The organism is Xanthomonas hydrangeae, from assembly GCF_032697525.1.
Lineage (GTDB): Bacteria > Pseudomonadota > Gammaproteobacteria > Xanthomonadales > Xanthomonadaceae > Xanthomonas > Xanthomonas hydrangeae.
In genome coordinates, this window is the sequence record NZ_CP103836.1 from 2,790,112 (window position 1) to 2,816,207 (window position 26,096).

The following is a 26,096-nucleotide window of genomic DNA, read 5'->3' on the forward strand; positions in this document are numbered from 1 at the left end:
GGGCTCTCTTAGAACACGAAGTCGACGGAGGCCGACAGCAGGTTGTAGCTGCCGCCCGGACGGAAGCCCGGCTGGATGTTGTTCAACGACCCGAACGAGCCCGCGTTGTTGTTGATGTGGCTGGCCTGCAGCTTGAACGCAACGCTCTCACGCGCGTCCCAACGCAGCGCGGCGGTGAAGCTGTGACGGCCGCTTTCGGCCTGCGCCAGGGCGCGCGTCATCACGCCGACCGGATCCTGGCCGGGCGCGATGCTCGGGCCCTTGCGATCGACGTTGGCATAGGTGATCGATGGCGTCAGCGTGCCGAAACGCCCGCCCACACTGAGATAGCCGGAGGTGGTCTTGCCGTTGAGCGAAGGCGAGTAATCGGCGCGAATCACTTCGCTGCGCAGGAACCAGCTGCCCGGATCGTAGGCGTAGCCAACGCTGGCAAAGCTGCCGTCCACGCCGTAGGTGGTGAGGCGATCGGCCAGCGCAGGATTGATGCGCTGATAGGCCGAGAACAGGCGGTCCAGCTGCGGGGTGTCGAAATCGGTGGTGCCCACGATGTAGGCGGCGCGGAACGTCGACGCACCCGATTCCAGGCCCAGCGCCAGGCCGCGCATGGCGTACACATCGGCCTTCTTGGAATTGATGCGGCCGTAAAAGCCCTGCACGCTGACCACGCTCTCGCCCGCATTGATGGTGTACACGCCTTCGACGCCGTCCATCGGCAGCAGGTAGTTGTAGACCTCGTATGGCGGACGCACCCACGGGGTGGCGTAGCCGACGCGCTGGTATTCGGACAGCATGTACAGCGGCGCAGTGATGCGGCCCAGGCGGGCGGCGAACTGCGGGCCGAACTGATACTTCACATGCGCCAGCGTGACCTTGGGATCGTAATCGCCGCGCTCGGCGTACTCACTGGTCACCTGCAATACGCCGGTGAACTTCTCGGTGAAGTTGGCATTGACCTGGCCGGCGATGCGCGAGTCCGGACGGGCCGAGGTGGAGTGACTGGCGCCTGCGCCTTCTTCGGTCTGGATGTCGGGCGTGAAGTCGGCCTGATCTTCGGTCGAATGCACCACGCCCAGCGTGCCGAAGCCGCTGAAGGAAAACATCGCGTCCTGCTGCGCATAGGCGCAGCTCGACGAAACCAGGGCAATGGCGCCACTGAGAAGCTTGACGGTCAATTTCATTGAAATCTCGGCTGTGTGTGATGGACGCAGCGCCATGGCGACGCGCGGGCAGAACGGTGATGGGCGTCGCAACACCCTGGATTGCGGTAGCGGCCGTCTGCATCGTTGCTTTAGCGAGATTTTTACAATTCAGATTGACTGGCTAAGATTTCGAAGGGCTGTAGAAATTGACGATAGCGATGCTCTATCGAGACGCCTGATTCACGGGTTTTGAAACCGCTTGCGTCAGTATCTACGGACATAATCGTCCGCAGTTGTGGCCTGTCGGTTGCCGGCGCGATAAGTGATGGCGTGAGAACGCCAGGGCCGTCTTTTATGCAGTCGAAATGGACAGTGCTGCTGTTGCCTTGAGCGCGCGCGATAACAAAATCGCCACGCACTGGCAAGCCAGGCGTGGCGATTTTTTGAGTTACTTCGATCGACCGTGCTAGTGACTTATCGCTAGTGGGAATTTTGCCATCAAAGACTTTTCAGCAGCACGCAGGAGCACCGAGGTAACCGCCGACGAGTTACTGAAATCGGTTACTGCTGCTGTGCCGGCAGTTTGACCACCACCTTGATCTCGAACCGAAAACCAGCCAGCCAGGTCACGCCCACTGCGGTGACGGTGGGGTAGGGCGCCGGGCCCCAGTAGCTCCCCCACTTTTCCCACATGGCCTCGAAGACCACCTCCGGGTTGACCATGAACAAGGTGACGTCGACGACGTCCTGCGCGGTGCAACCGGCCGCTGCGAGGATGGCATCCAGGTTGTCGAAAGCGCGGGCGATCTCTGCGGCCAGCTCCGGTTCCGGCGAGCCGTCTTCGCGGCTGCCGACCTGGCCGGCGACGAACAACAAGCCCTCGGCGCGCACCGCCGGGGAATAGCGATGGCGCTCATACAGGGCGTGGCGCCCTTGAGGAAAAACAACGTCACGTGTTGCCATGGGGATCTCCATCCAGCGTCGAGTCGGAACAGACAGCCACGGTAGGCGCTTGCGCGGCTGCGATAAATCGGCAACCCCGGCCAACACTATTTGTAGAATCCAAACAATCTTTGGGTTGGGAGCGGCGATGGATCGGTTCGACGCGATGCAGGCGTTTGCGCGTGTGGTTGAGACCGGCAGCTTTACCAAGGCAGCCGAGACCTTGCACATGAGCCGGGCCAGCGTGACCCAGTTGGTGCAGCAGCTGGAGGCACGCCTGCGCGTGACCTTGCTCAACCGCACCACGCGCCGGGTGCATGTCAGCGCCGATGGCGCGGCGTACTACGAGCGTGTGCTGCGGCTGCTGGCAGACATGGACGATGCGGAGACCAGCCTGTCCGATGCATCGGCGCTGCCGCGCGGGCGCTTGCGCGTGGATGTGCCCAGCCCGTTGGCGCGCCTGATCCTGATGCCGGCGCTGCCGACATTTCATGCGCGCTATCCGGATATCCAGCTGGATATGGGCGTGAGCGATCGTCGCGTGGATCTGATCGGCGAGAACGTGGATTGCGTGGTGCGCGGCGGCATCATCACCGATCAATCGTTGATTGCGCGCCGTGTGGGCGACCTGCAGGCGGGTGTGTATGCGGCGCCTTCGTATCTGCAGCGGCTGGGCACGCCGGCGCACCCGCAGGAGCTGGAAAACACCCAGCATCGCTGTGTCGGTTTCATGCGTTGGAGCAACAACAAGACCGTGCCCTATGTCATGCAGCGCGGCGATGAAGCGGTGAATCTGCAGGGGCGTTACGTGGTGGCGTCCGACGATGGCAACGCCTATCTGGCCGCAGGCCTGGCCGGCATGGGCGTGCTGTGGTTGCCGGTGTACATGGCCAGGGCGCATGTCGCCAGTGGCGAGCTGGTGCAACTGTTCGACGACTGGTCACTGGAGCCGATGCCACTGTCGATCGCGTTCCCGCCCAACCGGCATGTCAGCGCCAAGCTGCGGGTGTTTATCGAGTGGGTGATTGCGTTGATGGCCGAGCATGCACCGGTGGGGGCGCCTGCACTGCGGTAACCGGAGTGATGCGACAGAACTGCGCACGGCATTGCCGATCCCACATGGTGGAATCGGCAATGCCGATGAATCATTCTGCCAGCTGACGCCGCACCGGATAACGCCAGCCGTTGATCGCCGCATACGGCGAGCGTGCATAGATCCATTGCAGGCGCGCATCGCCATCGGCGCGGAATGCCGCATCGTCGGCGAGCTTGCGTTCGAACGCGGCGCGCAGGGCCGCATCGCTGTGCAACACGCGCTCGGTGAAGTCCACCAGCTCGGTGCCGTACAGGCCGCTGTCGGGGCTTCCGGCATTGCGAAAACGTCCGCTGGCCAGCAGCGAATCGCTGCTCTGCGGCTCCAGCAACGCGGCGGCCAGCATGCGCATCGGTTGATCGGCAGGCACGCGGATGCTGCCGGCGGCGAAGGTTTCGTGCATGTGGTCGGTGTGCGGCGTCTGGGTGCCGGCCTCCTTCACCACGCGGATTTGCTGCACGTTGATCTGGCGCGGTTGCTGCAAGCGTTCGAATGCAATGCCGTGTGCCTTGAGCAGTTCGACCACATCGTCGTTGCCGGGCGGAATCCACCACGCGAGCGGGTAGCGCACCGCCTGGGTCTGGCGATAGCCGATCACCGGCATGGTCCAGGTTTCGTCGCGGCCTTCCCAACGCAGCTCCTGCCGGCCGGACACTGGCGACAGCGCGCGGGTGTAGGTCACCCCTTTGAACGGCACGTGGGCGATCGGCTGTTGCAGGCGTTCCCAGGCAACCATCAATTCCTGCGGGCGTGCGGCGCGATCGGCGCGCTTGGCTGCAACGATTTTTTCTGCATCGCGGCCGACCACGCGCAGCGCTTCTTCCAGCAAGACATAGTCGCCGAGCACGCGCTGCCGGTACGACTTCAAACGATGGTTCTCCACCAGCACGGTGGGGATGCCGGCGAAGTCGCCATACCCGGTGGAATAGCGCGGGCCTTCCGGTGCGTAACGCAGGCCCGAGCGCGGCTCGTCTTCGTCGATCAGGCTCGGGTAGATGGCCGGCTCGTGACCCTGGCTGCGCAGCGCGGTGTTCATTGCCGGCGTGAAGCGCTGCTGCAACCACTCGGCGGTCGCGCGCGAGCGTGCGTAGGTGCCCCAACCGGCGAAGGTAAAGGTGATGTCGTACTGATGATCCAGCCCGCCGCTGACATGCAGGTCGATGTAGAGCGCCGGATCCAGCGTGTGCAATAAGGCGACCATCGCGCGCGTTTCCGGCGTTTCCAGGTTGAGGTAATCGCGGTTGAGGTTGATGCCGCGTGTGGTGGTGTTCCAGCCCATCTGTTGGGGGCCGCGCAATGCCGCGCCAATCAACGGGCCGCGTTGCTCGTGACCATCCACATTGAAGATCGGCACGAATACGAAATCCACCTGGTCGAGCAGGTGCTCCTTGCCGCGTTGGGCGATATCGCGCAGCAACATCAAGCCAGCATCCTTGCCGTCGATCTCGCCGGCATGGATGGCGGCCTGCGCCAGCACCACCGGCTTGCCGGGTGCGCCCTTGTGCGCGCGCACCAGCAGCAAGTCGCGGCCCTCGCTGCTCTTGCCGAACACCTCCAGCGACAGCAGCGGCGAGGCGGCGACCAGACGTTCCAGCCACGCGCGCGTTTCGTCGTAATTCGGCGTGCTGGTGAAATCGTTGCGCTCCACCGGCGTGCTCCACGGATCGCCCGGCTTGACGATCAATGCTTCGCTGGCCCCATGCCAGGCGCGCACCGGCGGCAGCGGCGCGCTGGTGTCGATGGACTGCGCGTCGACCTGTGCGGCGGTGAACAACGTTGCTGCGAGCAAGCTGGCGCAGGCGTGCCGGGACGTGCGGGCTGCGTGGGCGGTGGCAGCGTTGGCGGGCGCGTGCTGATTGCGTGGAGGGGCAGGTGAGCCGTGCAGGAAAGAGGGATGCGTATCGGAGGTCATGTGCGGCGTAGGGGTCTCGATCGAAGGGGAAATACGGAGGTGCTGCAAGGCTGCACGTTTAATGTGATAACATATCATTTCAGCAGGCGAGCTTCCTTATCATGCCCTTCAGCGCGACACCGACCCCCGCGATTTCCGTCAGCAACCTCCACGTGGCCTACCGCGGCCGCGCCGTGTTGCAGGGGCTGAATCTGCAGGTCGCGCCGGGCAGTGTCTACGCCTTATTGGGCGGCAACGGCGCCGGTAAATCCTCCACGCTTTCCACCCTGCTCGGTTTCGTCAAACCCAGCTCCGGCAGCTTGCTGGTGGATGGCATCGACCCGGTCGCCAACCCCGGCGCCGCGCGTGCGCGGCTGGCCTATCTGCCGGAAAACGTCGCGCTCTACGAGCATCTGAGCGCAATCGAAAATGCCGACTATCTGCTTGCGCTGGCCGGCCAACGCCGCAGCCAGGCCGAGATCAACCAGGCGTTCGCCGCTGCCGGTCTGCAAGGCGAGGCCTGGAGCCAGCGGCTGGCGGGGTTTTCCAAAGGCATGCGCCAGAAAGTGGCGATCGCGGTCGCCACCTTGCGCCAGGTGCCGGTGCTGCTGCTGGACGAGCCTACCTCCGGCCTGGATCCGCGCGCCATCGCCGACTTCAACCGCCTGGTCAGCGGCGTGCGCGAGCGCGGCGGTGCGGTGCTGATGGTCACCCATGACCTGCTCGGCGCGGTGGATGTGGCCGACCGGATCGGATTTCTGGAAAACGGACGTATTGCCGAAGAAATCGGCGCCGGCGACAGCGGCTTCGATGTGCGCACCTTGCATGCACGCTTCGCGCGTGAGCAGGATCAGGCCGCATGAGCGTTGCCGCATGAGTCCTGTGCTGTTGGTCGCGCGCGAAGAGCTGCGCTTCATGGCGCGCAACCGTTCCGCTGCGATCGGTGTGGTGTTGCTGATGCTGCTCACGCTGGTGGCGGCGTTGACCGCCGCGCATCATCAGCGCGAGGTTGCCGAGTTCCGCGCGCGCCAGCAACTGGCCGCGCAGCAGGCCTTCGAAGCGCAGCCGGACCGCCATCCGCATCGGGTGGTGCATTACGGTCACTTCATCTACCGCCCGCTGCCGGCATTGGCCGCGTTCGATGCGGGCGTGGATGCGTTTACCGGCAACAGCATGTTTCTGGAAGGCCATCGCCAGAACACCGCCAACTTCGGCGATGTGCGTCAGAGCTCGTTGCTGGTGCGTTTCGGTCAATTGACGCCTGCCTTTGTGCTGCAGGTCTTGGCACCGCTGATGCTGGTGTTTCTGGGCTATGGCGCGGTGGCGCGCGAGCAGGAAACCGGCACCTTGCGTGCGTTGTTGTTGCAGGGCGCGACGCGCCGGCAATTGTTCGGCGGCAAATATCTCGCGCTCGCCGCAGTGGCCGCTGCCTGCCTGTTGCCGGCCTTGGTCGGGCTGGTGCCCATCGCATTGTTGCCGGGCCAGGCGCTGCGGGTCGCACTGCTGGTGCTGGCGTATGCGGTCTATCTGCTGGTGTGGTGCGCGCTGGTGCTGTCGGTGTCGATGCTGTGCCGGCGCGGCCGCGATGCGTTGCTGGTGTCGCTGGCGGTGTGGGTGTGGCTGGCGTTGCTGGTGCCGCGCGTGGCACCGGATGTGGCCAGTGCCGCGTATCGATTGCCCACGCGGCTGGAAACCGACGTGGCGATCCAGCGCGATCTGCGCACGCTCGGCGACAGCCACAATCCCGACGACCCGCACTTTGCGCAGTTCAAGCAGCAGACCCTGACCCGCTACGGCGTACAGCGCGTGGAAGACCTGCCGGTGAACTACAAGGGCCTGCTGGCGCTGGAAGGCGAGCGGCTCACCTCCAGCCTGTTCGAACGGTATGCCGCACGCGATTCGGCCATCCAGCAGGAACAGAATCTGCTGGTGCGCACGTTCGCCCTGCTGAGCCCGACGGTTGCCCTGCGCGAACTCTCGATGACACTGGCGGAAACCGATCTGCGCGCACATGAGCGCTTTCTTATCCAGGCCGAGCGTTACCGTTACACGCTGGTGCAGCAGCTCAATCAACTGCAGGCCGACGCCGTGAGCATGGCCGACGACACCGCCCAGGATGCCGGCGCCGACCAACGCAAGCGCATCTCCTCCGCGCATTGGCATGAGATTCCGGTGTTCGCTTTCCAGCCCCCGGCCACAACGGAGGTGCTGCGTGCCGCAGGCATTACGCTTGGTCTGGTCGGTGCCTGGCTGCTGGCTGCGCTGTGCATGCTGATCGCAGCGGGCCGACGTGTGGGAGTGGCGCGCTGATGGTGCTGTGGAAGTACGAACTGCTGCTGTTGCTGCGCGCACCTGCCGCGGTGGCCGGATTGCTGTTGCTTGCCCTGTTGACGGTGTGCAGCCTGATCTCCGGCCAGCACGTCATCGCTGCGCAGCGCGACAACATCGCAGGCATCGCAGCGCTGCAGCAGGAAGACATCGCAGCGGTGGAGGACTATGTGGCGCGCACCAACGACGCTGGCAGCGCGGCTTACTACAGCTTCCACCCGACCTGGGATGTGCCCTCGCCATTGGCCTTCGCCGCGGTGGGCATGCGCGATGTCTCGCCGTACATCCTGCGTGTCCGCGCGCTGGGGCTGGAAGCGCAGATCCACGATGGCGACAGCTACAACCCGGAGTTGGCATTGGCCGGGCGCTTCGACTACGCCTTCGTGCTGGTGTTTTTGCTGCCGTTGTTCGTGATCGCGTTGCTGTTCGATCTGCGCTCGGGCGAACGCGAGGCAGGGCGCGCACGCATGCTGGCCGCGCTGCCGGGTGCGGGCACGGCGTTGCTGGTGCGACGCGTGGTGGTGCGTGCAGCCGCCGTGCTGGCCTGCCTGAGCGTGCCGTTTGTCATCGCTGCAAGCGTCAATGCGGTGCCGCTGCTGCAACAACTCGCAGTGCTCGCACTGGCCTGCGCCTATCTGCTGTTCTGGGTGCTGCTGTCGGTGCTGGTCGGGCGCATCCATTGGCGCCCGGCCGCGCATGCCACCGCCCTGGCGACCTGCTGGGTGGTGCTGGCGCTGGTGGCGCCGGCGCTGGCGCATGTGGCGATCAATCAGGCGGTGCCGGTCAACCAAGGCAGCGAGATCGCGCGGCTGCAGCGCGAGGCGGTCAACCACGCCTGGGATATTCCGCGCCAGGACACCATGCGGGCCTTCTACGCGCAGAACCCGCAGTGGGCAGATTCTGCGCCGCTGACCAGCGCGTTCCATTACAAGTGGTATTTCGCCTTCCACGAGAACGGCGATCAGCAGGTGGCGCCGCAGGTCGCGGCGTATCGGCAAGGCCTGCAGCGACGCGAAGCGTTGGCGCAGCGTGTGGCCAGCGTATTGCCGCCGGTTGCATTGCAGGCTGCGTTGACGCGCCTTGCAGGTAACGATCTGCGTGCGCAATTGGCCTATCAAGATCGCATTCGCGCCTATCACCAGGCGTTGCGGACGTTCTACTACGGCTATCTGTTTCGCGACCGGCCATTTACGCGCGAGGACTTCGGGCGCGCGCCACGTTTCGATGCAAGGGCCGATCCTGCGTCATAGCGGCCGTTGCGTTTCACCCATCACCTTTGGTTCTTTCACTTGCGACCCGGGCATTGCGTGCCTGGGTGCTTCAGGAGTTCTGCCCGATGTCCGTGTTCTCGTCCCGCCAACGCATGCCACACACCGTGCCGTTGCTCAGCATGCTGGCCTGCGCATGCGTCATTGCCTGCGCCGACGCAGACGCCGCCGAGCCGCAGGCGCGCGATCTGGATGCGGTGCAGGTGCGCAGCCAGTACACGCCGTACCGCGCATTGAGCGTTACCGGCGCCACCAAGACCGATGCGCCGTTGCGCGATCTGCCGATCAGTGCGCGCGTGCTCGATCAGACCTTGCTGGAGGATGCCGGTGTCAACGACCTGGCCGGTGCGCTGGAGATGGCCAGCGGCATCACCAAGGCCAATAACCTGGGCGGTCTGTGGGATAGCTACTCGATGCGCGGCTTCACCGGCGACCCGAATTTCAGTTCGGATTACATGGTCAACGGCTTCAATGCCAGCCGCGGTTACAACGGCCTGCGCGATGCGGCCAACACGCAAAGCATCGAAGTGATCAAGGGCCCGGCCTCGGCGTTGTACGGGCGTGGCGAGCCGGGTGGGGCGGTCAATATCGTCACCAAAAAGCCCTTGTTCCAGCCGCAGCACAGTGTGGATCTGTCCGCAGGGCGCTTTGACAGTTATCGCGCTGCGGTCGACAGCACCGGCCCGCTGGGCGAGAACCTGGCCTATCGCCTGAATGCGATGTACAAGGATCAGCACAGCTTCCGCGACACCGTCGATAGCGATAACACCTTGCTGGCGCCGTCGTTGTTATGGATGCCCACGCCCGATACCACGGTGTCGTATGAACTGGAATTCGTGCGCATCCATGCGCCGTTCGATCGTGGCGTCACCGCCATCGATGGCGATGCCAATCGGCTGCCGGCGTCGCGTTTTCTGGGCGAGCCGCGCGATGGCGATATCGATCTGCATTCCACCGGGCACCAGCTGTTTGTGGTGCACGGCTTGAATCAGACCTGGTCGCTGCAGGGCGGGGCGACGTATCGCGACAGCGGCATGCGCGGTTTTTCCACCGAGCCGTGGACGCTGCAGGCCGACGACCGCACGTTGCGCCGCGAGCGTCGCTACCGCGATTACCAGGGCCGCGATATCGCCGGGCGTGCCGAACTGCTCGGCACCTTGCAGGCGGGCAGCGTCACCCACAACGTGTTGTTCGGTGTCGACGGCAATCGCTTCGACGACAGCCGTTTTCAGCAGCGTGCACGCTCGGCGGCCACGCCGTACAGCATTGATGTGCTCGCACCGCAGTACGGTGTGGCTCAGCCGGGGCGGCTTGCCACGATCACCGACACCGAGGAGCGGCAACAGGTGTGGGGCGTGTATGCACAGGATCAGATCGATCTTGGCGCACGCTGGAAGGCCCTGCTCGGTCTGCGCTATGACCACTATCAGCAGGATCTCGACAACCAACTGCGCGGCACCACGCAGCGCGCCTCCGATGGCGTGGTCAGCCCGCGTGCGGGCGTGATCTTCCATGTCGACGATGCGTTGTCGCTGTATGCGAGCGCGGCGGCGGGCTTTCGCCCCAACAGCGGCGTGGGCGCGGACGGGCAGAGTTTTGCGCCGGAGAAAAGCCGTTCGCTGGAAACCGGATTGAAATACGTGCAGCCGGGCGATGGCCTGGAAGCGACGCTGGCGGCATTCCGCATCGACAAGAAGAACGTGCTGAGCCTGGATCCGGCCGACACGAGTTTTTCGCTGCCGGTGGGCGAGATGCGCAGCCAGGGCGTGGAGCTGGATCTGCTCGGGCGGCTGACCCCGCGCCTGGCCGCGTCGGTGGGCCTGGCCTACACCGATTCGCAGGTGACGCGCAGCAGCGAGGCCGCCGCCGGCACCGGCCTGGCCGAGGGACGACGCTTTCCGAATGTGCCGCGCTTCAGCGGCAACGCCTTCGTCAACTACGAGCAGCCGCTGACCGGCAAGCGCAGTGCGGCGGTTGGCGTGGGTGTCTTGCACACCGGAGAGCGGCTGGGGTCGGTGGACAGCAATACCGATTTCGTGCTGCCGGCCTACACCGTGTGGCGCCTGGTCGGCCATTACGATCTGAGCGAGCGGCTGCGCCTGTATGCCAAGGTCGAAAACTTCACCGACCGCCGCTACGCCGCGTTCTCGTACAGCGAGCAATGGGTGTATCCCGGCGCGCCGCGCAGCTGGACGGTGGGTGTACGGTTGCGGTTCTGAGACGGACCGTGGGTTCGATCGGTTGCTCTTGGAGCGGCTAACAAAAACGTAGCGAGCGGTGGTCAGTCGTCTTGTTAGTCGCTCTTAGCTGCGACGCGTGGGCGGACGCTTGCTGCGCTTCTTGCCAGGCGCGGCGGGTGCGGCGTCATCGCTGGCCAACGCGCCGCCGCTGTGCAGTTGCTCCAGCCACGACAGCGCGTCGACATAGCCGAGGAAGTGCTGCAGATAGCCCGGCGAGCATTCGCGCATCAGGGTGATGCAGCGATGCACCAGCACGCTGGAATTGAGCGGGCCGGCGTCCTTGGGTGCCTCCTGCAGCGACTGCCGCACCTGGCTGGCGGTGCGTACGGTGGTCCAGGTGCGGCGGAAATCCTCCAGCGCCGGCAGCTCGGGAAACAGCGTGGCATCGAGTGTGGCGGTCTTTCTGCTGTCCACCTCCATCAACGCCGCATGGCCTGCCATCTGGTCGGCTAACGCGCCCAGCGCGCTGCGTTGCAACGGCTGCGCGGTATCGGTAGTTGCACGACGGCGCGATGCTTTCTTGATTGCCACCGCATACGCATCGATCAAGTTGCGCAGCTTTTCTTCCAGCACTTCGCGCACCGCATCGGCCTGCATGCCGGCACGTGCGGCCAGTGTTTCCATCAGATGGAAACGCACCGGATCCAGCCGATCGGCACCCTGGCTGCGCCAATGCTGCAGACGCGCGTGTGCGGAGGTCGCCTGCGTGCTCATCGCGTGGTTGCGGCCGGTGTTGGCTGTGACGTGGCGGGAGCGCGCGAGGTGGAAGGACGCGCAATCGGTGCAATCTCCACACGCCGGTTCCTGGCGCGGCGCGTTTCATCGGCATTGGAATCCACCGGCTGTTGCGAGCCGAAGGCCGCAGCGAACACCGACGACGCCGGCACGCCTTCGGCGATCAACGCACGGGTCACCGTGAGCGCGCGCTGCGCGGACAGTTCCCAGTTGTCGGCGTAGCGGCGATTGCCGCCCAGCACCGGGCGGTCGTCGGTAAAGCCGCTGACCATCAGGATCTCTTCGCGCGCCGCCAGGTATTCGGTCAACGGCGCAGCCAGCGTTTTCAGCACCTCGCGGCCTTCCGGCTGCAGTTGATCGGAATTGAAGGCGAACAACACATTGCCGCGGATGCCGATGCGCCCATCGACCAGGGTTACGCGGCCGGCCGCCAGCGGTGCGGCCAGGGCCTGCTCCAGCGTCTTGCGGCGTTGCGCTTCGACCTGACGTTGCTTGACCTCTTCGTCCAGGCGGCTGGAGAGCTGCAATTGCACGCCGATCACCCCGACCAGAATCAGCACGAACGCGCCCAGCAGCACCGACATCAGGTCGCCGAAGGCGGCCCAGATCGGTGTGCCCGATTCGCCGTCGATGTCGATCTCGTCGCTCATGCGGTTGTGGCCTGGCCGGCATCGGTATTGCCTGTATCGCCGGCATCGCTGCGACCGCGATCGAGCTGACGCAGTTCTTCGATGATCTGCTTCTGCGACAGCATGCTGAGGTCGACCACTTCGCGCGCCTGCGCCACGTAGTACGCCAGTTGGTCGTCGCTGCGTGCGAGCGAGGCATCCAGTGCGCTGGCCACGTGTTGCAGGCGCTCGTTGAGCTCACTGGTGGAGCCGCTGAACAACTGCACCGCCATGCCGAAGGCTTCGCCCAGGCTGGCCACTTCCACCGCGCTGCCGCTGACATGCGCAGCCACTGCGCCGAGCTTGCCGGTCTCGCTGCCGATCTGTTCGGTGAGCTGGGTGCCCACCCGTTGCAGCAGATCGGCCGAGGTGGTGACCAGCGCATCCACCGCTTCGCGTTGTTCGGTGGAGGCGTGATTGACCGCGTTGAGCAAGGTGTCCAACGTGGCGAGCAGCTTGCTGCGTTCTTCCAGCATGGCGGTGTCGCGCACCATGCTCTCGGACAGGTTCTGGCGCAGTTCGGCCACCACGTCGGCGGCGGCCTTGGGTGCTTCGGAGGCGATCTGCATCAGGCGCGACACTTCGGTGATGGTGGCGCTGGCCTGCGCCTGCGCCTGCGTGGACAGCTCGCTGGCGGTGCTGGCCAGGGTGTCGCAGATCGCCTGTTGTTGCTGGGTCACGCGCTCGCCGGTGCGTTCCCACTGCGTGCTCAGGTCCGCGCTCATCGCGGTAAAACGCTCGCTCCACAGCGCCAGGCGCTGGGTGTCGCGGGCTTCCAGCGCGACCTGCAGCTCGGTATGCGATTGCTGCAAGGTGCCGACCAGGGCAGCGGCATGCGCATCGAAGCTGGCGGTGGCGGCAGCGAGTGCGTTCTGGTGCTGGCTTGCCAATGCCGCGCTGGCGTCTTGTTGCTGTGCCAGTGCGTCGGTCCATGCGCTGGCCGTCTCGTTGCTGGACTGATCCATGCGCTTGGATACTGCATCGACCAAGGCGCTGGAGCGTGCGTCGAAGGTGCTGGCGAACTGCGTGAGCGTGGTCTGCAATTCCTGTGTGAGCGCGTGATTCGAACGTTGCTGTTCGGCCACTGCCGCGGTCCACGTGGCGGCTGCAGCGGCGGTGCTGGTTTCCAGGCCGCTGCTCAGACCATCGAGTTGTTGCTGCACGGCCTGCTGCACGCCGTCCTGCAGCGCGGTGGTCTGCTGCGCAAGTTGCACAAGCGTGGCGTGCAACTGCGTGCTCAACGCTGCGCTTGCGCGTTGCTGCTCGGCCAGCACCGACGCCCAGTTGTCCGCAGTGGCGGCGTTGCTGCGTTCAAACCCGTCATTGAGTGCGCTCAACTGCTGCTGCACCGCCTGTGTCACGCCGTCCTGCACAGCGATGCTGCGCTGATCGATCTGTTCCAGCGTGTGCTGCAACTGCTCGGTGAGCGCTTGCTGCGCACGGTCCTGTGCGGCCAATGCGGTTCGCCACTGCTCGGCTGCGCTCTGCGCACCGGCCTGGAAGCCTGCGTTGATGCCGTGCAATTGCTGCTGCACGGCCGTGCTCACGCCATCCTGCAATGCGGTGGTCTGCTGGGCGATCTGCTCCAGCGTGGTCTGCAGCTGCGCATTGAGCACGTGCTGGGCGCGTTCCTGTGCGGCCAGGGCCGTGGTCCAGTGCTCGGCCGCTGCGCTGGCGCTGTGCTGGAAGCCGCTGGTGATGTCATCCAGTTGCTGTTGTACGGCGTGCGTGACGCGCTCCTGCAGCGCGGCGGTGTCGCGCGCGATGCTGGCCATGGTGGCTTCCATTGCCGGCTGCAAGGCCGCGCCTACCGCGCGTGCGCTCTCTGCCACGCCAGCCTGCAGCGATTGCTCCATCGCCGTGGCCAGGCGCGCATACGCCGCTTCGCTTCTGGCGTGGAACTCGGCCTGCTGTGCGGCCAGCCGTTCATCGGCGGCGATGCTTTGCTGTTCGATGGTGCTCATCAGCGTTTGCAGGCGATCGATCAACGTCGGCATCAAGGCGCTTTGTTGCTGCTGCAGCTTGAATACTTCGCCACGCTGATGCGCGTCCGAATGCGGGTGCAGTTCGGATGCGATCTTCAGGTCCAGCCGCTGCACAACCTGCAGTCGCTCGCGCCGGCACAATGCCGACAACAGCCCCAGCATCGCCGAGGTCGCAACGCCGGCAATGGAGGTGCCGAACGCGAACGCCAGGCCTTCCACCGGTGCCGCCAGCGAGCCGCGAATGGCCTGCAGGTCGGTGGCGCTTTGCAATGCGAAGCCGGTGCCCTTGAGCGTGGCCATCATGCCGAGCAAGGTGCCGAGCATGCCCAGCAACACCAGCAGGCCGACCAGATACGGCGTCAGCACCGGTGCGGACAAGGCCACGCGCTCGCCCTTGATGCGCAGGCGCACCGCATTGCGCAGGCTCGGATGCAGGCGCTCCAGCCATTCGCTCAATGCCGATGGTGCGGTGGTCAATGCGGCGACGGCATCGTCCAGCGTCGCGCTGGCCTGGCGATAGCGGTACAGCTCCAGTGCGCCGGCCACATAACAGGCGCCAATCACCGCTGCGATGCAGGCGCCCAGCGGATTGGAGCCGAGATAACCGATGCCGACCCAGCAAACCGCCAACAGGCCGACGAGAAACACACACAGGTGGACGAGAGTTCTGAACATGAGGTCCCAGTTAGCGGGTACGAAGCGCTGCAAGCAGGCCTTCGATCGGGTGAAAACGAACATCCAGCTCGGCGAGCAACACGCTCTGCATGTCTTTGCGAAATACATCCAGCCAGCCATCGGAGACCGCGCGTGGCGTGGTATCGCTATCGCTTGACGAATGCGGTGTTTGCGCCGCATCGCGCAGACGCTCGAAGTGCGCACCGAGCAGGCTCGGCACGGTGTTCAACAAGCTCTGCTCGCGCGGGCTCAGGGTGAGTTCCATTGCCGCATCCACTTCGGCCAGCCGCGCCATCTCGCCGGACGTCAGCGCCAGCAGGTCGCGCAGACGGCCACGCAGATCGCCGGTGGCGGTGCGCATCGCGCGTTGCATGGCGAGGTAATGCTGCCGGAAGGGTGCGTAGTCGGGCACTGGGGCACGGGCATCGAGATCGGCGGCGGTGTGCGCATCGCTACGCAAACGCACGACCAGCGCATCCAGATCGGCCACGCTGCTGGTCGCCAACCCGGCGCGCACGCGTGCGCAGGCCTGGGCATCGGCAGGACGCGGCTCGGGGAGATCGTCGGTCTCGGGCAGCTTGCCATCCAGCGCCTTGGACACCGCCACCGCGCGCGTCCAGTCGATCCACTGGCTCAGCCGGTCGGCGAGGGCGTGGTTGGACTGGGCAACGTGGACGTCGCTGAGGCGCGCGAGCAGGCGAATGAACGCCGGGCCCGAGAGGGGCGCCCGTGGAGAAACTTTCGCCATTCTTCCGGTCAAAGACCGCGCATTTTACACGGGAATGTGCGCCATTCGGCGCTTTGCGCAGCAGTTGCGTGCCTGCCGGAAGGCACGCAGCTGGCGGCATTCAGCCGGCCTGGTGTGAGGGAGCGCGAGGGACTTCGCCGCGCAGTGTTGCGTCAAACCGGGCGCGCAGCGCCCAACGACAGGGCCGTCTGCGGCGGTATTCGGCTCGGCACGCTTTCGTGGCCATGCGCATCGAGCGAAACCACAGCTGCGGACCGGATGCGCCTGGCCCGCAGCACCCTCTCTCAACGCCGGGCGCGATGCACCAACGGAATCAGCACCACGCCCAGCAGCGCCACCGCAGCGGCCACATAACCGATGCTGTCCAGGCCCCAGGCCGGTATCACCAGCCCGCCGATGATCGCGCCGACGCCGATGCCTGCATTGGCCGCCGACACATTGGTGGTGCCGGCCAGCGCCTGCGAATGGGTCACCGCGTTCATCACCCGCACCTGGCTGATCGGAAACAGCGCGGTGTAGGCAATGCCCCAGACCGCCAGGGTCAGAGGGAGCAGCACCCCGGTCTTGGCCAGCGGCACGCACAACGCCATGCCCAGCGCGAGCAGCAGCAGGAACACCGCCGTGGCACGCAGCGGCGAGCGATCCACCACCCGGCCGCCGAGCCAGTTGCCGATCAGACCGATCGCGCCGAAGCCCATCAGCCACCAGCCCACGTTCGCCGCCGGCACGCCCACGCTGCGTTCCAGCAGGTCGGCCAGATAGGTGTAGGCGGTGAACATGGCGGTAAAAACCACCACCGACAGGATCACATTGGCCAGGAAGAAGCGCTCGCCGAAGATGCCGGCCTGCTGGCGCAGATTCACCCGTGCGCTGCGGGCCACCGTCGGCATCCATACCGCCAGCGCGGCGGCCATCGCCAGCGACAAGGCGGCCAGAATCCAGAACGCGCCGCGCCAGCTGATGCCGTTGGCCGCCACCGTGCCCAGCGGAATGCCGAACAACAACGCCGCCGAAATGCCCAGATACACCCGCGATACCGCGCGCCCGGCGTGCTGCGGCCCGGCCAGTTGCCCGGCGGTCTCGCTGGCGGTGCCCCAGAACACCGGCAATGCCAGCGCCGGGATAAAACGCGCCAAGGCCAGCACCCAGATGTTGGGCGCCAGCGCGGCCACCGCGTTGGAGACCGCAAACACCAGCAGGATCGCGATAAACAGGCGCCTGCGATCCACGTGCGACAGCCACGCGGTCAGCGGCGGGCCGAACAGCATCACGGTGAAGGCGAACAGCGTCACCAGCTGGCCGGCGGCGGAAATGGAAATTTCCATATCGCGCGCAAGGCCGGGCAGCAGCCCGACGATCAGGTATTCGGTGGTGACGATCACGAACGCGGCAAACGCCAGGATGAAGATCGCCAGCCCGCTGCGCGCGGTGGCCGGCGCAGTGGTGGCAGACGCGGTGGACGTGGTGGAACGGACAGCAGACATGGCATGCGCCGCAGTGTGGGCTGGCCATGATAGGAAAGAATTCAAGTCGTATATCGGGAGTATTTTCCGTACATTGCAGACTTCAGTTCTGCAATGTGCCGTCATGCATCCCTCCGAACGCGTCAAAGGCATCGACATCTTCGTCAGCGCCGCCGATGCCGGCAGCTTCACCGCCGCCGCCGAGCGGCTCAGTCTGACCAGCTCGGCAGTGGGCAAGGCCATCGCCCGCCTGGAAGCACGCCTGGGCGTGCGCCTGTTCGCGCGCACCACCCGGCGGCTGGCGCTGACCGATGCCGGCGCGGCGTTCTACCGGGTCTGCGTCAAGGTGCTCGACGAGCTGGAAGAGGCCGAGCACGTACTGCGCGCCGAAGGCCAGGCGCCTACCGGCCGGCTACGGCTGGACCTGCCGGTGAGCTTCGGCCGGCGCAAGGTGCTGCCGGTGTTGCTGCCGTTCTTCCAGCGCTATCCCGGCCTGCAGCCAAGCATTTCGTTCACCGATCGCTTCGTCGACATGGCCGAAGAAGGCATCGACATCGCAGTGCGCATCGGTGGGCCGGAGCAGTGGCACAGCAGTCTGGGTCACCGCTATCTGGGCCATGAAAAACGCGTGTTCTGCGCCGCGCCGCAGTATCTGGCGCACCGTGGCATGCCCGACAGCATCGCTGCATTGCTGGCACACGACGCGGTGCTGTACGGCAAGGCCGATGGCAGCAGTGGCCCGTGGTTGCTGCGGCATGGCGCAGGACCGGTGGAACAACGCGTGATGGACGCGCGGGTGGTGTTCGGCAATGCAGAAGCGCAGGTGGATGCGGTGGTGGCCGGGCTGGGCATCGCGCAACTGCCGACCTGGTTGATCGATCACCATCTGCAGCGCGGCAGCCTGGTCGCAGTGCTGCCGCAGTGCGATACCGAAGGCCTGCCGCTGCATCTGGTGTGGATGCGCGCGCGCCAGTTGTTGCCCAAGCTGAGCCGCTTGCTGGAATGCCTGCAGCAGGGCTTGCAGGACGCGGCGTGATGGCCGTGCATAGCGAAGCCTGAGGCGTGCGCTGCATCGGGTTGTGCACCCTATGCATCCACTAGCGTTGGTTGCAGCGCAATTCAAGGTGCGCGTTGGTAAGCGCGTCATTACACGCAGCAGCGCGTTGCAGCACGCCAGATCGAGCCACTCACGCCGGTATGCGCGTGCTCTCTAACCAATTCAGTTTCAAATACGCTGACGCACGCTAGACCCTGTTTTGTAAGGTGAACGCGTGTAGGCTGCGGGCCGGGGACGACTCCCCAACGAGGTGACCGCAATGGATCGCTCCGACATGCAAGTGTCCGATCTCATGGTCCTGGAGTTGCAAGGGTTCCACGATGCCTATGGCAATGGACCGGACTTCTGGGACGCGTATCAACGCATCATGACCAGTGCCGCGCAAGCCGGCGGCGACGTGATCGCGCTGGCCAACGAAATGGCGTCCCTGGCGCAGGGGCTTGGCGTGATCAAGCACGCGCAGTTGCTGTAACTGCCGATTGCGCCGCCTGCCGGCGACGCCGGTTTGCCTGCCAGGCGCAGGCCCTTGTCGAAGCCGACGATGGCTGGCGCTGTCTCTTTGGCCGGCTGCAGCGCGCATCAACATCCATCGTCAACATCCAGCAGCGACAGCCACAGCGCGGGTGCGCTGCCACTGCGATGCGTGGCTTATTCGGCGTCGGTGGTTTCGGTTGTCTCTGTCGCTTCTTCAGACCTGTCGGTTGTCTTGACGGCCGGCTTTGCGGCGACGGCTGCAGCCGGTGCAGCGTCGGACTCGCCGCGCTTCTTGTCACGACGCAGCGGCGTGTCGCCCAGACGCTCGATCGCGCCACCGGACTGCTGAAACGCTTCCAGATCAGCAGCCAGGCGCTGTTCGGACAAGCGCGGCTTGCCTGGCTGATTGCTCACGGTCATCGACTGGCGGCGGGAATTATTCATCGCAAATCCTCATGCGTTGTAGAGCGTCAAGGGAATGCCCCGGCGGCGCTGATCGTCGTAGGTGGCACGCACGTCGCGGCAATACGGGCCGGACATGACGAAACGGCGGCAGATGGCCGGCCGTGTGTCGTAGATCGAGCAACACATCCGCGCGGCATCGATGGCCACGCACCAACCTTCCTCGTCACGCGCCATCACGTGCCAGCCTTGCGGCGTCACGGTGGTCAGATGGTTTGGAATGCGGTCGGTTGAGTCGACCATGACAGTGAGCCGGCAACAGACGGCGTCGCAGCGTTCGCAGAGATTCTTGATGGAGAAGGCCAGATAGAGTGAAGGCGACACCGGACTCCGGCCGCCTCTGCACCATACACCCTGGGCGTGTCGGGGTGTGAACCGCACCCCGGGATTGGCTTTGCATGGCTTGGCGGTTACGCCGCTGCGCACGCGGATGAAGGCGCGCGCGTCCGGCTTGTGTAACGCGTTGCCTTTGTCGCCTCGATGCGAAGACCGCTTTCACCTGTGTCATCGAGGTGGCGCCGTAGCGTGGCGCAGTCCGCATCCATGTAGCCAGGAAACGCCCGATGAGCACCTCCAATCAAATGTCATCCACACCCGACCACAGCAACGATCACGACGACCAGCGCAGCGAGAAAGAAAAGCAGGATGCGCTGCAGGACGATGCGCTGGAAGAGACCTTTCCGGCCAGCGATCCGGTGTCGCCGTTCGTACCGGCCAAACCGCTGGATTGATCCGCATCCCAAACGAGTGCGATAGAAAAGCGGCGCACTCATCGATTGCGCCGCTTGTGTTTGCCTGTTCGCCAGCGGTTACGGCGTCAGCACGACCTTGCGGCAATCGTCCTGCTTCTTGTCGAACAAGTCGTAGCCGCGCGCTGCGTCGGCCAACGGCATGCGATGCGAAATGATCGCGCTCGGCTTGAGGTCGCCGTTGCCGATATGTTCCAGCAACTGCGGCATATGTTTTTGCACATGGGTCTGGCCCATCTTGAAGGTGAGTCCCTTGTCGAAGGCATCGCCGAACAGGAAAGCGTGGATGAAGCCGGCATACACGCCCGGCACGCTGACCACGCCGCAACGACGCGTTGCCGCGATGCATTGACGGATCGCCACACCGCTGCTGCCTTCCAGTTTCAAGGTGGTCAGTGCGGTTTCCACCGCGCTGCCTTCGGCTTCGAAGCCCACTGCTTCGATGCTGGCATCCACGCCGCGGCCATCGGTCTGCGAGACGATCACGTCGGCCGGGTCGTCGATCTCGTCGAAGTTGATCGGGATGACGCCATACGCCTTGGAGGCGAAGTCGAGCCGATACGCGTGGCGGTCGACCATGAAGATACGTTCGGCGCCCAGCATGCGGCAGCACGCTGCGGCCATCAGACCGACCGGGCCGGCGCCGAAGATGGCCACGGTGGAGCCTTGTTTGACGCCGGCATCGACCACGGCTTGATAACCGGTGGGCAAGATGTCGGACAGGAACAACACCTGCTCGTCATGCAGGACATCGGGCACCACCAACGGTCCGACATTGGCCTTGGGCACGCGCACGTATTCGGCCTGCCCGCCCGACAGACCACCGTAGAGATGACTGAAGCCGAACAAGGCCGCCGGTGGGCGCATGTCCTTGTGATTCAATGCCGCGCCCTTGCCGGTGTTGGTGGTTTCGCACGCGGAAAATTCCTGCAGCACGCAATGGAAGCAGCGCCCGCAGGCGACCACGAACGGAATCACCACGCGGTCGCCGGGTTTGACTGCAGTGACATCGGGGCCAACGTCTTCGACGATGCCCATGAATTCATGGCCGAGAATGTCGCCATGGCGCAGATCGGGAATCTTGCCGCGATACAGATGCAGGTCCGAGCCGCAGATGGCCGTTGCGGTAACGCGCAAGATCAGATCGTCGCGTTCGACAAGAACCGGATCCGGCACGGTTTCAACCCGTACGTCGCGTGATCCGTGATAGTTGAGGGCAAGCATTGAGATCTCCCGAAAAGGCCGTCGATGCGCGGCAACCCATGCAGTGTTCGTGCAGCATCGTTAAGCCCATCAGCACACAGCGTGCGCATGGTGTGGACGCGTCCGATTGGCGACGCCGCGTTGATGCGCAAGTCACGTCTGGATAACCCTCGCACTCGCACCCTGGGATCACTCGTCAAATCGCTTGCAGTCATTCCACACATCACGATGCGAACCCGACAATCAATGATCGCCAAGCAACGATCACTCAGGAGGCAGTAATGGGACTTTTCAAGATGGTAACCGCCGGCGCCGTGGGCTATGTGGCGTACAAGGCATGGCAGCGTCGTCAGGGCCAATCGACCGATGCGACCAGCGACACTGGCAGCGACCGCGACATTCAACAGACCACGTTGACCGGACCTGCCGCCAGGAGTGCAACGCCACCGCATGGCGACCCACTACGCACCGATGCCAACATTTCCACCGACCGCAAGCAGGCATTGGGTGCACTGGTCATCTTCAACGAGCAGGAGCGCACGCTGGCGCAACTGGCTGTGGTGAAGGGCATCGGCGGCGAATCGCTGCAGTTCGCGCGCAAGATGGATGAAGCCCACAGCGCCGCGTTGACCGACCTCAGCCGTTTTGCGCCGGACCGCAATGGCACCCTGGCGCAGGCCGCGTCCGCACGCGCGGACGGCACCCGCAAGCGCCTGGACGGGTTGAACGGCAAGGAATTCGAAACGCAGTACCTGCAGGCCAGCGTGACCAGCCATGAGCAGGCGCTAGCACTGCTGGATACGCAATTGAGCAGCGAGCCGGGGTCGAGCGATCTGGGCAAGGAACTGCAGCGTGCCCGCGAAACGATTGCCCAGCACCTCGAACATGCCAAGGCGCTGCGCACCAAGTCGACCCAAGCGCATTGATCGGTTGCTGGTCGCTCTTGTAGCGGCCAACAAAATGAATGCTAGCGGCCAACAAAACGACTGCGCTCATCGTCAGGTGGGCGCAGTTGTTTTTTTGGTACCCGTTCGAAGATGAGCAGCTTGGAAAGTGCGATGTCATCATCGCTTGATTGGCTCTGCGGTGTTATGGATGCCGGTACGTAGCAGTCTTGGGTGGATGCATGGCGTGTTCCGACACTGGATGTGGCACTACGCATCGACTATCGGATTGCACCACGCCTGCCGGTTTTGTGCGAAGGCTTCGGTCTGCTGCAGGCGCTTGCACGCGTACCGGCGTGGGACACGCCGCAAGTACGTCCATGTAGGCTCTTACGCGGCATCCATGTCGCGTAAGGTCCCACGCCGGCACGCGTGCAAGCACCTTTCAGGTTTTGTCGGTGGCTGCAGAATAAAGCGAAGGTGTTGCTTGCCTATCAGCAGCCGTAAAGGGTGGATGCAATCTCGCGAATTGACTATCGCCGCGCACGACGCCTGCCGGTTCTGCGCGAAGGCTTCAGTCTGCTGCGGGCGCTTGCACGCGCACCGGCGTGGGACACGCCGCAAGTACGTCCATGTAGGCTCTTACGCGGCATCCATGCCGCGTAAGGTCCCACGCCGGTACGCGTGCAAGCACCACCCATTGTTGTCGGTTGCTGCAGGAAAATCCGCCACTGGTGACTGATCGCGCTTTAGATTGATCGCGGCTTTGAAAGTGTCCTTCGCTTGTGAAGTGCTGGATCTTCGTTTGGCCGCATCCGAGCGATGCCAAAGCATCGCTCAGGCATAATTGCGAATCCGCAGACGTGACGCCCGGCTTATGACATTGCTTGTCGATCCGCAGTCGCGAAAGGTGAAAGCGCGGTGTCGTATCCGGGGGCGGGACCATGTGGCGGCATGGATGCCGCCACTGAGCCTCCACGGACGGATTCACGGCGTGTCCCGACACCGGATGCGGCGCCGCGCACAAGCTGACTCGGCACATGACGCCTGCCAGTTTTACGCAACTACTTCGGTCATTGAGCGGCACTTGCGCGCGTAACGGCATGAGAGACGCGCACGTGATCCACCTAGCATTACGCTTGGGTCTGGTCAGGTGCTGCCTGCTCGAATCCGGCCGCCTGCCGCTGCCACAACCCGTCGAAGACGCCGCCATGCCCGCGCAGCTGTGCAGGATTGCCGTCTTCGACCACGCGGCCTTCCTGCAGCACCACGATGCGATCGAAGCCGATCACCGTGGACAGCCGATGGGCTACCGCCAGCACGGTGCGGTCGCGCATCAGATGATCCAGCGCGGCCTGAATTTCCGCCTCCGATTCGCTGTCCAGTGCCGAGGTGGCTTCGTCCAGGATCAGGATCGGTGCGTCCTTGAGAAACGCACGCGCGATGCCCAGCCGCTGCCGCTGACCACCGGACAACATCACCCCGCGCTCGCCAACCTGGGTGTCGTAGCCTTGCGGCAGTTGCCGGATGAATCCATCGCAGAAGGCATGCCGCGCGGCGTCCTGCACATCTGCATCGCTGCCGTCCGGCCGCCCGTAGCGGATGTTGTCGGCAATGCTGCGGTTGAACAGCGCGGTTTCCTGCGGCACCACTGCGATCTTTTCGCGCAGGCTGTCCTGGCTGACACTGCGGATGTCCTGGCCGTCGATCAGCACGCGCCCGGATTCCACATCGTCCAGCCGCTGGATCAATGCAATCAAGGTCGATTTGCCGGCGCCGGATGGACCGACGATGCCGACCTTCTGGCCTGATGGAATATGCAGATTCAAGTCGTGCAGCACCGCCGGGCGATCGGGATAGGCAAAGTGCAAATGTTCGAAGCGCACATCGCCTTCGGCCAGCGTCAATGGCGCAGCCGCATCCACCAATGCATGCGGCTGCAGGATGATCTGCAAGGTATCGGCGATCGCGCCGAGTTGCTGCGTGGTATCCACCAGCGTCAGCGCCAGGTCGCGTGAGCCATGCAGGATGCGAAACGTCAGCGCGCTGACCAGCACCACATCGCCTGCGCTCACCGCCCCGGCACGCCACACGCCGATCGCCCAGATCAACATGCCGCCGGCCATCAACGACAGACAGATGTCATGGATGACGCGGGCCTTTTCCACATACATCCAGCTGCGCCGGTGCGCGACCGCTTCATAGCCGATCTGTTCTGCCAGCCGTGCGCTTTCGCGATCGCGCGCGACAAATGCCTTGATCGTCCATACATTCGACACCGCATCCACCAACTCGCCGCCCACGCGTGCGGCCTGCGCGGCAAAGCGCTGATGCTTGGCGCGGCCGCGGATGCCGAAGCTGGTGATGATGGCCGCCACAATGCCGATGAAGCCGACCAGGGTGGCGGCCATGCGCCAGTCCACCGTCAGCAACAACACGATGGCACCGATGAAATCCACGATCGGCGGCACGATCTTCCACGCCAGCCCGCCGTAGATCTGCCCGGCCGCACTGCCGAGCGCGGTGATGCGATTGCCCAGCGCACCGGCGAAATGCTCGCTGAAATAGCGCATCGGGTGTCCGGTGAGATGACGGAACAGATCCACCCGGATATCCACCACGCTGGCAACAACGGTGCTGCAGCCCAACCAGCCGCCCAGGCGCCACAGCAGGTTTTCCACCGCAATCAGGCCGATGAACACGCCCAGCGGCAACCACACATTGGCCTGGTTGCGTTGATCGGTGGCCATCGCATCGACCAACACCTTCATGCCGTACTGCACCGACACCGCGCAGCCGGCGGCGCCGATGATCAACAACAACAACCCACTGAAATGCCAGGGCCGTTGGCGAACGTAATGCCACAGAAAGCGTGCCGGCGTGTCCGGCAATAATTCCGGCTGGGCAGTGGGCGTTGTCACGTGTCGATGTCGGCTAGTGCAAGCTGCGGCGCTTGCAGGCCAAAGCGTTCGTGTTCGCGACGCAGCTGTCTGGCCAGCCCGGCATGCAACGGGCGTTCGCCCTGCTCATCGGCATAACCGAACAGGCCGGTGGGGCAATGGCGGTAGTTGTCCCAGCCCGGATAGTCCAGCACCGGGTAGAGGCAGATGCCTTCCATCGGCACGCCTTGCTGCATCGCCAATGCCACTTCGCTGCCGACATGGTCAAGCCAGGGGCCGCGTTTGTCGGCTTCGGCGCCGGTTTCGGAGATGAACATCGGGCGCCGATAACGCTGCCAGAACTCGTCGATGATGGCCGAAAACGGGCGGTAATCCGTTGAGCTGCGCAGGATCGGTGTGCCGCCCAGATACCACTGATTGTCTGCGTAGTAGTTGAGGCCGATGATGTCCAGATGCTGAGGTGTGCCGCCCAATCCGGGCCATTGCTTGCCGCAGATCATGTCCCAGGCTTCGAACTGGGCCAGCCGCAGGCGTTCGGCTTCGCGGCGCGGGCCGGGGCGGTCGTTGGAGGGGATCACATGGATGGCCGGGTCCACCTGCACGAAGCGCGCGCGCGGTTCCACCTGGCGTACCGCATCGATCGCGGCGATGGTGGCGCGTACCAGCTGATGCTTGAGCTCGAAGCCGCGTCCGCGTGCCTTTGGATACATGCCTGAGTGGTCGCCGCCGTTCCAGGCCCAGAACGAGATCTCGTTGATCGGGGCATAGAATGGCACCGCGTCGGTTTCGTTCTTGACGCATTGCGCCGCCGCAGCGGCAAAGCGCGCAAAGCGATCGACAAAGTGCGGCGCCCAGATATCCACATCGTCCGGCCAGCCGTAATGGCACAGATCCCAGATCACCTGGGTGCCGGCAGCATTGGCCGCATGCAGCATCGGCAGAAAGCTGGACCAATCGTAATGGCCGGGGCGTTGTTCGATCAGGTGCCAGCGCACGCCGTCGCGCACAGTACGCAAGCCGTGCGCCGAGACGGCGCGGTAATCGTTGGCGGCCCAGCGGTCGTGCTTGGTGCCGGCGATCAGATCCAGCCGGCGGCCATCGCGGCGGCGATGGGTCGAACACTCGAACCCCGCCATGAAAAAACTGTCGAACACTGTGGGGGTATGCATCTGACATCCTGCTGCACGATCGA

The 26,096-nt window shown here is 64.5% G+C and carries 22 protein-coding genes; 9 read left to right on the forward strand and 13 right to left on the reverse strand.

The annotated features are described in order from the left end of the window. Positions 1-8: 8 nt before the first annotated feature. Positions 9-1,178: a hypothetical protein gene (locus NYR97_RS11760; protein ID WP_205392624.1), complete on the reverse strand. Its 1,170-nt coding sequence runs from the start codon at positions 1,176-1,178 to the stop codon at positions 9-11. A 522-nt stretch (positions 1,179-1,700) separates the two neighbouring features. Then, positions 1,701-2,102 (reverse strand): Rid family hydrolase, encoded by a 402-nt coding sequence (locus NYR97_RS11765; RefSeq protein ID WP_316693209.1) that lies wholly within the window; start codon positions 2,100-2,102, stop codon positions 1,701-1,703. Between the two features lie 127 nt (positions 2,103-2,229). Here NYR97_RS11765 and NYR97_RS11770 point away from each other — a divergent pair, with 127 nt between their 5' ends. Beyond that, positions 2,230-3,156, forward strand: a complete 927-nt coding sequence (locus NYR97_RS11770) for a LysR family transcriptional regulator (protein WP_316693211.1) — start codon at positions 2,230-2,232, stop codon at positions 3,154-3,156. Positions 3,157-3,226: 70 nt separating this feature from the next. On the opposite strand, the gene NYR97_RS11775 is transcribed toward NYR97_RS11770, so the two are convergent. Further along, complete coding sequence (locus tag NYR97_RS11775) at positions 3,227-5,086, reverse strand: M14 family metallopeptidase (protein ID WP_316698189.1); 1,860 nt, start codon at positions 5,084-5,086, stop codon at positions 3,227-3,229. A 101-nt stretch (positions 5,087-5,187) separates the two neighbouring features. Here NYR97_RS11775 and NYR97_RS11780 point away from each other — a divergent pair, with 101 nt between their 5' ends. The 4 genes from NYR97_RS11780 to NYR97_RS11795 all read left to right on the forward strand — a co-directional run bounded on the left by NYR97_RS11780 (position 5,188) and on the right by NYR97_RS11795 (position 10,880). Then, positions 5,188-5,928 carry an ABC transporter ATP-binding protein gene (locus NYR97_RS11780; protein WP_316693213.1) on the forward strand — a complete coding sequence of 247 codons (741 nt, stop codon included), beginning with the start codon at positions 5,188-5,190 and terminating at the stop codon, positions 5,926-5,928. Between the two features lie 10 nt (positions 5,929-5,938). Further along, positions 5,939-7,375 carry an ABC transporter permease gene (locus NYR97_RS11785; RefSeq protein WP_316693216.1) on the forward strand — a complete coding sequence of 479 codons (1,437 nt, stop codon included), beginning with the start codon at positions 5,939-5,941 and terminating at the stop codon, positions 7,373-7,375. Then, on the forward strand, positions 7,375-8,643 hold the full coding sequence (locus NYR97_RS11790) for a DUF3526 domain-containing protein (RefSeq protein ID WP_316693217.1): 1,269 nt from the start codon (positions 7,375-7,377) through the stop codon (positions 8,641-8,643). The genes NYR97_RS11785 and NYR97_RS11790 overlap by 1 nt, the downstream gene beginning before the upstream one ends. Positions 8,644-8,729: 86 nt before the next feature. After that, positions 8,730-10,880 (forward strand): TonB-dependent siderophore receptor, encoded by a 2,151-nt coding sequence (locus NYR97_RS11795; protein ID WP_316693219.1) that lies wholly within the window; start codon positions 8,730-8,732, stop codon positions 10,878-10,880. Between the two features lie 84 nt (positions 10,881-10,964). Here the strand turns inward: NYR97_RS11795 and NYR97_RS11800 are convergent, their stop codons facing one another. From NYR97_RS11800 to NYR97_RS11820, 5 genes are all read right to left on the reverse strand, one after another. After that, complete coding sequence (locus NYR97_RS11800; protein WP_316693221.1) at positions 10,965-11,615, reverse strand: DUF2894 domain-containing protein; 651 nt, start codon at positions 11,613-11,615, stop codon at positions 10,965-10,967. Further along, entirely contained in the window at positions 11,612-12,286 is a 675-nt protein-coding gene (locus NYR97_RS11805; protein WP_205392617.1) for an OmpA family protein, read from the reverse strand. Before NYR97_RS11805 ends, NYR97_RS11800 begins: the two co-directional genes overlap by 4 nt. Next, entirely contained in the window at positions 12,283-14,964 is a 2,682-nt protein-coding gene (locus NYR97_RS11810; RefSeq protein WP_316693222.1) for a DUF802 domain-containing protein, read from the reverse strand. Before NYR97_RS11810 ends, NYR97_RS11805 begins: the two co-directional genes overlap by 4 nt. A 10-nt stretch (positions 14,965-14,974) precedes the next feature. Then, positions 14,975-15,712 carry a DUF3348 domain-containing protein gene (locus tag NYR97_RS11815; protein ID WP_316693224.1) on the reverse strand — a complete coding sequence of 246 codons (738 nt, stop codon included), beginning with the start codon at positions 15,710-15,712 and terminating at the stop codon, positions 14,975-14,977. Between the two features lie 284 nt (positions 15,713-15,996). Next, complete coding sequence (locus NYR97_RS11820; RefSeq protein WP_316693225.1) at positions 15,997-17,196, reverse strand: MFS transporter; 1,200 nt, start codon at positions 17,194-17,196, stop codon at positions 15,997-15,999. A 103-nt stretch (positions 17,197-17,299) separates the two neighbouring features. On the opposite strand from NYR97_RS11820, the gene NYR97_RS11825 reads away from it, so the two are divergent. Both NYR97_RS11825 and NYR97_RS11830 read left to right on the forward strand, forming a co-directional pair. Beyond that, entirely contained in the window at positions 17,300-18,211 is a 912-nt protein-coding gene (locus NYR97_RS11825; protein ID WP_316693227.1) for a LysR family transcriptional regulator, read from the forward strand. Between the two features lie 280 nt (positions 18,212-18,491). Then, positions 18,492-18,704: a hypothetical protein gene (locus tag NYR97_RS11830; protein WP_023905335.1), complete on the forward strand. Its 213-nt coding sequence runs from the start codon at positions 18,492-18,494 to the stop codon at positions 18,702-18,704. Positions 18,705-18,880: 176 nt separating this feature from the next. Here the strand turns inward: NYR97_RS11830 and NYR97_RS11835 are convergent, their stop codons facing one another. After that, the gene (locus NYR97_RS11835) at positions 18,881-19,150 is read right to left on the reverse strand and encodes a hypothetical protein (protein WP_316693231.1); all 270 of its coding nucleotides are present in this window, start codon (positions 19,148-19,150) and stop codon (positions 18,881-18,883) included. 9 nt (positions 19,151-19,159) lie between these two features. Then, positions 19,160-19,549: a YkgJ family cysteine cluster protein gene (locus NYR97_RS11840; RefSeq protein WP_205392611.1), complete on the reverse strand. Its 390-nt coding sequence runs from the start codon at positions 19,547-19,549 to the stop codon at positions 19,160-19,162. Between the two features lie 182 nt (positions 19,550-19,731). Here NYR97_RS11840 and NYR97_RS11845 point away from each other — a divergent pair, with 182 nt between their 5' ends. Further along, positions 19,732-19,899: a hypothetical protein gene (locus NYR97_RS11845; protein ID WP_316693236.1), complete on the forward strand. Its 168-nt coding sequence runs from the start codon at positions 19,732-19,734 to the stop codon at positions 19,897-19,899. Positions 19,900-19,977: 78 nt separating this feature from the next. Here the strand turns inward: NYR97_RS11845 and NYR97_RS11850 are convergent, their stop codons facing one another. Continuing rightward, positions 19,978-21,141 (reverse strand): zinc-dependent alcohol dehydrogenase, encoded by a 1,164-nt coding sequence (locus NYR97_RS11850; protein ID WP_115039634.1) that lies wholly within the window; start codon positions 21,139-21,141, stop codon positions 19,978-19,980. Between the two features lie 260 nt (positions 21,142-21,401). Here NYR97_RS11850 and NYR97_RS11855 point away from each other — a divergent pair, with 260 nt between their 5' ends. After that, positions 21,402-22,046 carry a DUF4142 domain-containing protein gene (locus NYR97_RS11855; RefSeq protein ID WP_316693241.1) on the forward strand — a complete coding sequence of 215 codons (645 nt, stop codon included), beginning with the start codon at positions 21,402-21,404 and terminating at the stop codon, positions 22,044-22,046. 1,091 nt (positions 22,047-23,137) lie between these two features. Here the strand turns inward: NYR97_RS11855 and NYR97_RS11860 are convergent. Together NYR97_RS11860 and NYR97_RS11865 are read right to left on the reverse strand one after the other, a co-directional pair. Continuing rightward, positions 23,138-24,895, reverse strand: a complete 1,758-nt coding sequence (locus NYR97_RS11860; protein WP_316698190.1) for an ABC transporter ATP-binding protein — start codon at positions 24,893-24,895, stop codon at positions 23,138-23,140. Positions 24,896-24,921: 26 nt separating this feature from the next. After that, entirely contained in the window at positions 24,922-26,073 is a 1,152-nt protein-coding gene (locus NYR97_RS11865; protein WP_316693243.1) for a glycoside hydrolase family 1 protein, read from the reverse strand. Positions 26,074-26,096 lie beyond the last annotated feature (23 nt).

Excerpts from the sequence above, each read along its gene's own strand:
- NYR97_RS11765 (WP_316693209.1), bottom strand. The coding sequence starts at position 2,102 with ATGGCAACACGTGACGTTGTTTTTCCTCAAGGGCGCCACGCCCTGTAT.
- NYR97_RS11865 (WP_316693243.1), bottom strand. The coding sequence starts at position 26,073 with ATGCATACCCCCACAGTGTTCGACAGTTTTTTCATGGCGGGGTTCGAG.
- NYR97_RS11835 (WP_316693231.1), bottom strand. The coding sequence starts at position 19,150 with ATGAATAATTCCCGCCGCCAGTCGATGACCGTGAGCAATCAGCCAGGC.
- NYR97_RS11845 (WP_316693236.1), top strand. The coding sequence starts at position 19,732 with ATGAGCACCTCCAATCAAATGTCATCCACACCCGACCACAGCAACGAT.
- NYR97_RS11830 (WP_023905335.1), top strand. The coding sequence starts at position 18,492 with ATGGATCGCTCCGACATGCAAGTGTCCGATCTCATGGTCCTGGAGTTG.
- NYR97_RS11770 (WP_316693211.1), top strand. The coding sequence starts at position 2,230 with ATGGATCGGTTCGACGCGATGCAGGCGTTTGCGCGTGTGGTTGAGACC.
- NYR97_RS11855 (WP_316693241.1), top strand. The coding sequence starts at position 21,402 with ATGGGACTTTTCAAGATGGTAACCGCCGGCGCCGTGGGCTATGTGGCG.
- NYR97_RS11760 (WP_205392624.1), bottom strand. The coding sequence starts at position 1,178 with ATGAAATTGACCGTCAAGCTTCTCAGTGGCGCCATTGCCCTGGTTTCG.
- NYR97_RS11785 (WP_316693216.1), top strand. The coding sequence starts at position 5,939 with ATGAGTCCTGTGCTGTTGGTCGCGCGCGAAGAGCTGCGCTTCATGGCG.
- NYR97_RS11795 (WP_316693219.1), top strand. The coding sequence starts at position 8,730 with ATGTCCGTGTTCTCGTCCCGCCAACGCATGCCACACACCGTGCCGTTG.
- NYR97_RS11805 (WP_205392617.1), bottom strand. The coding sequence starts at position 12,286 with ATGAGCGACGAGATCGACATCGACGGCGAATCGGGCACACCGATCTGG.
- NYR97_RS11800 (WP_316693221.1), bottom strand. The coding sequence starts at position 11,615 with ATGAGCACGCAGGCGACCTCCGCACACGCGCGTCTGCAGCATTGGCGC.
- NYR97_RS11820 (WP_316693225.1), bottom strand. The coding sequence starts at position 17,196 with ATGTCTGCTGTCCGTTCCACCACGTCCACCGCGTCTGCCACCACTGCG.
- NYR97_RS11780 (WP_316693213.1), top strand. The coding sequence starts at position 5,188 with ATGCCCTTCAGCGCGACACCGACCCCCGCGATTTCCGTCAGCAACCTC.
- NYR97_RS11775 (WP_316698189.1), bottom strand. The coding sequence starts at position 5,086 with ATGACCTCCGATACGCATCCCTCTTTCCTGCACGGCTCACCTGCCCCT.
- NYR97_RS11850 (WP_115039634.1), bottom strand. The coding sequence starts at position 21,141 with ATGCTTGCCCTCAACTATCACGGATCACGCGACGTACGGGTTGAAACC.
- NYR97_RS11810 (WP_316693222.1), bottom strand. The coding sequence starts at position 14,964 with ATGTTCAGAACTCTCGTCCACCTGTGTGTGTTTCTCGTCGGCCTGTTG.
- NYR97_RS11790 (WP_316693217.1), top strand. The coding sequence starts at position 7,375 with ATGGTGCTGTGGAAGTACGAACTGCTGCTGTTGCTGCGCGCACCTGCC.
- NYR97_RS11825 (WP_316693227.1), top strand. The coding sequence starts at position 17,300 with ATGCATCCCTCCGAACGCGTCAAAGGCATCGACATCTTCGTCAGCGCC.
- NYR97_RS11815 (WP_316693224.1), bottom strand. The coding sequence starts at position 15,712 with ATGGCGAAAGTTTCTCCACGGGCGCCCCTCTCGGGCCCGGCGTTCATT.